General features: G+C 67.0%; 7 protein-coding genes and 1 tRNA gene. 7 read left to right on the top strand and 1 reads right to left on the bottom strand.

Annotation, left to right across the window (positions count from 1 at the left end):
- Both J9611_RS00665 and J9611_RS00660 read left to right on the top strand, forming a co-directional pair.
- The coding region (locus J9611_RS00665; RefSeq protein WP_211876708.1) for an ATP-binding protein at window positions 1-1,428 on the top strand (1,428 nt) is incomplete at its 5' end.
- Window positions 1,425-2,099 (top strand): LuxR C-terminal-related transcriptional regulator, encoded by a 675-nt coding sequence (locus J9611_RS00660; protein ID WP_307856990.1) that lies wholly within the window; start codon window positions 1,425-1,427, stop codon window positions 2,097-2,099. The genes J9611_RS00665 and J9611_RS00660, both read left to right, overlap by 4 nt.
- A gap of 166 nt (window positions 2,100-2,265) precedes the next feature.
- On the opposite strand, the gene J9611_RS00655 is transcribed toward J9611_RS00660, so the two are convergent.
- Window positions 2,266-3,483, bottom strand: coding sequence for a pyridoxal phosphate-dependent aminotransferase (locus J9611_RS00655; protein WP_211876707.1), 1,218 nt, complete (start codon window positions 3,481-3,483; stop codon window positions 2,266-2,268).
- Between the two features lie 275 nt (window positions 3,484-3,758).
- On the opposite strand from J9611_RS00655, the gene J9611_RS00650 reads away from it, so the two are divergent.
- The 5 genes from J9611_RS00650 (at window position 3,759) to rplA (ending at window position 6,620) form a co-directional block, all read left to right on the top strand.
- Window positions 3,759-3,831: transfer RNA gene (locus J9611_RS00650), tRNA-Trp, on the top strand.
- Window positions 3,832-3,909: 78 nt separating this feature from the next.
- Entirely contained in the window at window positions 3,910-4,194 is a 285-nt protein-coding gene (gene secE, locus J9611_RS00645; RefSeq protein WP_211876702.1) for a preprotein translocase subunit SecE, read from the top strand.
- A gap of 113 nt (window positions 4,195-4,307) precedes the next feature.
- Window positions 4,308-5,210 (top strand): transcription termination/antitermination protein NusG, encoded by a 903-nt coding sequence (nusG, locus tag J9611_RS00640; protein ID WP_211876700.1) that lies wholly within the window; start codon window positions 4,308-4,310, stop codon window positions 5,208-5,210.
- 130 nt (window positions 5,211-5,340) lie between these two features.
- Complete coding sequence (rplK, locus tag J9611_RS00635; RefSeq protein WP_024365990.1) at window positions 5,341-5,772, top strand: 50S ribosomal protein L11; 432 nt, start codon at window positions 5,341-5,343, stop codon at window positions 5,770-5,772.
- Between the two features lie 140 nt (window positions 5,773-5,912).
- Window positions 5,913-6,620, top strand: coding sequence for a 50S ribosomal protein L1 (gene rplA / locus J9611_RS00630; protein ID WP_211876698.1), 708 nt, complete (start codon window positions 5,913-5,915; stop codon window positions 6,618-6,620).
- Window positions 6,621-6,938: the final 318 nt, after the last annotated feature.

Here is a 6,938-nt window from a genome sequence, read left to right as displayed (position 1 = left end):
ATGACAACCGCCCCTTCCCGCCCGCCGCTGGTCCGCAGCAGCGACCGTGTGATCGCCGGGGTGTGCGCAGGACTCGCCAACCATCTGGGCTGGCCGGTGCGGATGGTCCGGATCGGCATGGTGGTGGCCGCCCTCGCCGGCGGCGCAGGCTTCGCGTTCTACGCCTGGCTCTGGATCATGGTGCCCACCGCGGACGAAAGCGCCAGGCGCAACGCCCGGCGGCCGGCGTCGCCCATTGCCCCGGCGGTGAGCGCACCCGTCGCGGCGCCCGGCGTGCCCGCGGCCCCGGCAGCGCCGCAGGGTCCGGCCGCGCCGCAGGGTCCGCCCGCCGCAGCGGCAGGGTCCCCCCGGGCCAGGATCCCGGGACTGCCCTTCGGCAAGGAGATCCTGCTGGGCACCGGACTGTTGCTGGCCGCCGGAATCCTGATCGCCCGGATGTTCGGCGTCGACGTGCCGCTGGGCACCCTCATTCCGGTCGCGGCGATCCTGGGCGGCGCGGCGATCGCCTGGATGCAGCTGGACGAGACCCGCCGGGCGGGCCTCGTGGACAAGACCAAGGCCGACCAGGCCGGCGGCTGGGCCCGGCTCGCGGCCGGGCTGGCGCTCGTCGTCGCCGGCGTGCTGGTGATGGTGTCCGGATCCGGCTCCTGGCAGCAGACCTGGCTTGCCCTACTGTCCTCAGTGGCGGTCCTGGGCGGCGTCGCCCTGGTGCTGCTTCCCTGGGCCCTGAGGTTCTGGCGCGATCTGGAAACCGAACGCGCCGGCCGGGTCCGTGCCACCGAGCGGGCCGAGATCGCCGCGCACCTGCACGATTCCGTGCTGCAGACCCTGGCATTGATCCAGCGGCGCGCCGGGAACGAGCACGATGTGCTCCGGCTTGCCCGCGCGCAGGAGCGGGAACTGCGGGCCTGGCTGTACCGGGATCCGGGCCAGGACGCCGGCCACCTTTCGGACGGCATCAAGGCCGCCGCCGCGGAGGTGGAGGATTCGCTGGGGCTCGCCGTTGACGTGGTCAGCGTCGGAGACTGCGCCATGACCGAACGCCACGAGGCCCTCGTCCAGGCGGCCCGCGAGGCGATGCTGAACGCCGCGCGCCACGGCGGCGGGGCCGTGTCCGTGTACCTTGAAGTCACCGACGGCGCCGCTGAGGTCTTCGTGAAGGACCGCGGGCCCGGATTCGATCCGGACTCCGTCCCCGCGGACCGCCTCGGCGTCCGCGAGTCGATCGTGGGGCGGATGCGCCGGCACGGCGGCACCGCAGCCATCAGCAGCGGCCCGGACGGCACCGAGGTGCGGCTCAGGCTGCCGGTGTCCCCGACGGAGTCTCTGACGGAGTCAGCGACAGCACCGGCCGCCGCCGGAGCGACGGCAGCCTCCGCGGCGCCATCCGCGGCACCATCCATCGACAAACGAGAGGGACCACCGTGAACAACGCGGCAGCAGGCAGCCCGGCCCGGACGATCCGGGTGGTGATCGTGGATGACCACGCCATCTTCCGGTCCGGCCTCAAGGCCGATCTGGATTCCGGCATCGTGGTTGCCGGCGAGGCGGGCACGGTGGAGGAAGCCGTCGCGGTCATCGCCGCGGGCCGCCCCGACGTCGTGCTGCTGGACGTGCACCTGCCCGGCGGCCTCGGCGGCGGCGGGCGTGAGGTGCTGGCCGGCTCCGCCCCGCTGCTGGCCACCACCAGGTTTTTGGCGCTGAGTGTCTCGGATGCCGCGGAGGATGTGGTCTCCGTCATCCGGGCCGGGGCGCGCGGCTACGTCACCAAGACCATTTCCGGCGCGGAAATTTCCGACGCCGTCCGCCGGGTTGCCGGCGGCGACGCCGTCTTTTCACCCCGGCTGGCGGGCTTTGTCCTGGACGCCTTCGGGACCGCCCCGGCCGACATCGCCGACGACGAACTGGACCGGCTCTCCGCCCGCGAACTCGAAGTGATGCGCCTGATCGCCCGCGGCTACAGCTACAAGGAAGTCGCCAAGGAGCTGTTCATCTCGATCAAGACCGTGGAAACCCACGTCTCGGCCGTGCTGCGCAAGCTCCAGCTCTCCAGCCGGCACGAACTGACCCGCTGGGCAGCCGAGCGCCGCCTGCTCTGACCGCCGTCGGATCCTCCCGCACCCTGCTGCCCAAAGACAGACGCTCCCGCAGGTCCTGCTGCCCGAAGACAGACGCTCCCTCACATCGAGTGAGGGAGCGTCTGTCTTTTACCTGCCAAATGTGAGGGAGCGTTCGGGATTCCGCTGCGAAAGCTGAGGGAGGGTCCTATTTGGCTTTGCCGAGGAAGTCCTGCAGACGGCCGACGCCCGTGGCCAGGTCCTCGTCGCCCAGGGCGTAGGACAGGCGGAGGTAACCGGAGGGGCCGAAGGCCTCGCCCGGAACCACCGCAACTTCGACCTCGTCGAGGATCAGGGCGGCCAGCTCCGCGGACGTCGAGGGCCGGACGGGACCGTCCGCGGACGGGAACTCCTTGCCGAGCAGGGCGCGGACGTCAGCGTATACGTAGAAGGCGCCCTTCGGCGTCGGGCATTCAACGCCCTCAATCGCGTTCATGCCGGCCACGATCGCCTTGCGTCGCCGGTCAAAGGCGACCTTCATCTCATCGACCGCGGTCAGCGGGCCGGAGACCGCGGCGAGGGCCGCGACCTGCGGGATGTTCGAGACGTTGGAGGTGGCGTGCGACTGCAGGTTGGTGGCGGCCTTGATGACGTCGACCGGGCCGATCATCCAGCCCACCCGCCAGCCGGTCATGGCGTACGTCTTGGCGACCCCGTTGAGGATGACCACCTTGTCCCCCAGTTCGGGAACTGCCGTGGCAATCGAGGTGAACGGCACGCCGTCGTACGTCAGGTGCTCATAGATCTCATCGGTGACCACCCACAGTCCCTTGGATGCCGCCCACTGGCCGATTTCCCTGACCTGTTCCGGCGAATAGACGGCGCCGGTGGGGTTGGACGGGGAAACGAAAAGCAGGACCTTGGTCCGGTCCGTGCGGGCCGCTTCCAGTTGCTCCACGGTGACCAGATACCCCTGCTCCGGCCCGGCGAAGACCTCCACCGGCACGCCGCCGCCGAGCCGGATGGCCTCCGGGTAGGTGGTCCAGTACGGGGTGGGGACAATGACCTCGTCGCCCGGATCCAGCAGGGTCGCGAAGGTGTTGTACACGGCCTGCTTCCCCCCGTTGGTCACCAGCACCTGTGACGCCTCGGCCCGGTAGCCCGAGTCCCTGAAGGTCTTGTCCGCGATGGCCTGCCTGAGCTCGGGCAGGCCGCCGGCGGGGGAGTAGCGGTGGTACTTCGGCTGGCCGGCGGCCTCAATGGCGGCCTGCACGATGTAGCCCGGAGTGGGGAAATCGGGTTCGCCGGCGCCGAAGCCTATGACAGGCCGGCCCGCCGCCTTCAATGCCTTCGCCTTGGCATCGACGGCCAGGGTGGCGGATTCGGCTATGGCGGAAATGCGCTGGGAGATGCGGGCGGCAGGCATGGCGGGTCCATTCTTCGCTTGCAGCTGGGGAGGCTGGTTGTGGGATTCGACGGAATCTACTCTATGCTGTTCAGCGGATCGTCCGGTGTGCCGGCAGACAAATGTGACCGGAGGCATTCGGCCCACTTTCGCAGGCACGCCAGCGGTCCGGGAGAGGCCGGTTCGACGTAGACGCAGTTGTTGCGTAGACTGGTTCTCCGGTGTTGAAAACACGATGATGGCCTGCGCCTCAGTGAAGTCTGGGAACGCGTGGCCGGAGCGGGGTTTCAATCCATAGGGTAGTGGCGCAATTGGTAGCGCAGCGGTCTCCAAAACCGCAGGTTGCAGGTTCGAGTCCTGTCTGCCCTGCGCATGCTGTTCCGGGAAATCCGGAACCAGCGCAGCAACCATGGTTCAGTCCAGAACCGGGAATCCGACATTGCGAGGATGAGTGAGGACCAGGTGACCGAAACAGCTGCGAGCAGCTCCAAAGGCCGCCCCGCGAAGAATGCCGCCAGGGCTGGCTTCTTCGCCCGAATCGCACTCTTCGTCCGCCAGGTGATCGGCGAACTGAAGAAGGTCGTGGCACCAACCCGCAAGGAACTGGTCAATTACACGCTCGTGGTGCTGGTGTTCGTGACCATCATGATGCTCATCGTCACCCTGCTCGATCTGGCCTTCGGGACCGGAGTGAGCTGGGTCTTCGGCGCTCAGGGCGCCACGAACCGCTAAGGCGACCGGTCCGCAGCCTGTGTGGATTCCCCGGGAAACCGGGGATTCTGCGGGGTGTGCGGAATTGAGTCATTTAAATAGGCATGTTAGGCAATGAGGAAGCAGGAGACCAAGTGTCTGAGCAGGAGCTCGAGGTAACTGAGACTGAGCTGGATAAGAGCCAGGACGCCGCGGTGGAAGCCGTGGAAGAGTCCGAGGCTGCGTCTGCTGCGCCCGCATCCGATGTCACTGACGAGGCCGTAGCTGAGGACACCGAAGACGGCGACGCCGAGACAGCCGAAGGGGGCGACGCTGAGTCCGCTGAGGACACCGACGCCGAGTCCGGCGAGGACGCGGGCGCTCTCGAAGCCGAGGACGCCGACGCCGAGTCCGCCGGGGACGCCGACGCTCTCGAAGCCGCCGCTGCCGCCGCCGAGGTCGATCCGGCCGATGAGTTCAAGGCCAAGCTGCGCCGCCAGGAGGGTGACTGGTATGTCATCCACTCCTACGCGGGTTACGAAAACCGCGTCAAGGCAAACCTCGAGACCCGCATCCAGACCCTGGACATGGAAGATTACATCTTCGAGATCCAGGTTCCGATGGAGGAAGTCGTCGAGATCAAGAATGCCCAGCGCAAGATCATCAACCGCGTCCGCATTCCCGGCTACGTCCTGGTCCGCATGGACCTGACGGATGCCTCCTGGGGCGCCGTCCGCCACACCCCCGGTGTGACCGGCTTCGTGGGCAACGCCCACAACCCCGTGCCGCTGCGCCTCGATGAGGTCTTCTCCATGCTCGCGCCGGTCTTCGAAGAGGAGCAGGCCGAGAAGGGCAAGCCGGTCAAGCACGCTGCCGCCCAGGTCGACGTCGACTTCGAGGTCGGCGAGTCGGTCATCGTCAAGGAAGGTCCGTTCGAGACCCTTCCCGCCACGATCTCCGAGATCAAGATCGATTCGCAGACCCTCGTGGTGCTGGTCTCCATCTTCGAGCGCGAGACCCCCGTCACCCTGGCGTTCAACCAGGTCAGCAAGATCTAGCTTTCCGCATAGAATTCGCCCCGGGCTGCCCGCTTAGCAGTCCCGGAGCGGCCGGCCGCCTCGCCATGGCGGCCACCAACCTGAGGCACGCTCCTGTGCCCCAGGACGTTATTGAGAGAAGGACCCTACATTGGCTCCCAAGAAGAAGGTCACCGGCCTCATCAAGCTGCAGATCCAGGCAGGTGCCGCTAACCCGGCTCCGCCGATCGGTCCTGCGCTTGGCCAGCACGGTGTCAACATCATGGAATTCTGCAAGGCGTACAACGCTGCGACAGAAGCCCAGCGCGGCAACGTTATCCCCGTTGAAATCACGGTCTACGAGGACCGTTCCTTCACGTTCATCACCAAAACCCCGCCGGCTGCGGAGCTCATCAAGAAGGCTGCAGGCGTTGCCAAGGGTTCACCGACCCCGCACACCGTCAAGGTTGCCAAGCTGACCCAGGCCCAGGTCAACGAGATCGCCACCACCAAGATGGAAGACCTCAACGCCACGAGCCTCGAAGGCGCAGCGAAGATCATCGCCGGCACCGCCCGTTCCATGGGTATCACCGTCGAAGGCTAATAGCCTTTACCGCCGGGCGACCGGCACCACTAAACATTGAAATGTTGGAAATCCGGTACGGATGAACCGTTCGGAGTCCCGACTGTGGCAGGGCCCAGCGCGGTCCGCAGACCACAACTGCACAAGGAGAAATAAGCAGCATGGCAAAGCGCAGCAAAGCATATGAGGCAGCCGCAGCCAAGATCGACGCGGAGAAGTTCTACGCGCCGTTCGAGGCAGTGACGCTGGCCAAGGACACCAACCCGTCCAAGTTCGACGCCACCGTTGAGGTTGCGTTCCGCCTCGGCGTTGATCCCCGCAAGGCCGACCAGATGGTCCGCGGCACGGTTATCCTCCCCCACGGCACCGGTAAGGTTGCCCGCGTCCTCGTCTTCGCCACGGGCGACAAGGCTGACGCAGCAATCGCAGCCGGCGCCGACTTCGTGGGTTCCGATGACCTCATCGAAAAGATCGCAGCCGGCTGGACCGACTTCGACGCAGCCGTCGCCACCCCTGACCTCATGGGCAAGGTCGGCCGCCTCGGTAAGGTCCTGGGCCCGCGTAACCTGATGCCGAACCCGAAGACCGGCACCGTGACCGCTGACGTCGCCAAGGCCGTCAACGACATCAAGGGTGGCAAGATCGACTTCCGCGTCGACAAGCACTCCAACCTGCACTTCATCATCGGCAAGGTTTCGTTCGACGCCCTCAAGCTGGCCGAGAACTACGCTGCCGCCCTCGAAGAGGTCCTTCGCCTCAAGCCGTCCGCTTCCAAGGGCCGCTACATCCAGAAGGCCACCGTCGCCACGACGTTTGGCCCGGGCATCTCGGTTGACCCCAACGTCACCAAGGTCCTGACCGAGGTCTAATCCTCAACAGTTCCGCAAGGAGCACCAGGAAGACCGTCCCGCACGCTGCGGGGCGGTCTTTCTGCGTTCCCGGCGATGTATTCCTGGCCATCAGCATCCCGCTCGGGTTCGCGTCGCCGGGGCTACGACGGCGAGTGGCAGCGCACCGTCAGGACCGTTGCGGGCGGCGTCCGGGCGTGACGCGGGCTCCGCCGTCGGCTGACCCGGCTCCGCCGTGGAGGGTGCGGACGCCTACGCCCGTCAGCCCGCTCCGGACCGCGCCCCATGGAACGCCGACGGAAACCGGCATATGCTGGCGGTTGAAAGTCCCGGCTGGAG

The sequence above is a fragment of the Pseudarthrobacter albicanus genome, assembly GCF_018224015.1.
Classification (GTDB): Bacteria; Actinomycetota; Actinomycetes; order Actinomycetales; family Micrococcaceae; genus Arthrobacter; species Arthrobacter albicanus.
The sequence above is the reverse complement of the archived record's forward strand: the minus strand, read 5'-3'. Positions and strand labels throughout refer to the sequence as shown.

What these genes read in the sequence shown, in the direction of transcription:
- J9611_RS00655 (WP_211876707.1), bottom strand. Translation starts at nt 3,483, where the DNA reads ATGCCTGCCGCCCGCATCTCCCAGCGCATTTCCGCCATAGCCGAATCC.
- secE (WP_211876702.1), top strand. Translation starts at nt 3,910, where the DNA reads ATGAGTGAGGACCAGGTGACCGAAACAGCTGCGAGCAGCTCCAAAGGC.
- rplA (WP_211876698.1), top strand. Translation starts at nt 5,913, where the DNA reads ATGGCAAAGCGCAGCAAAGCATATGAGGCAGCCGCAGCCAAGATCGAC.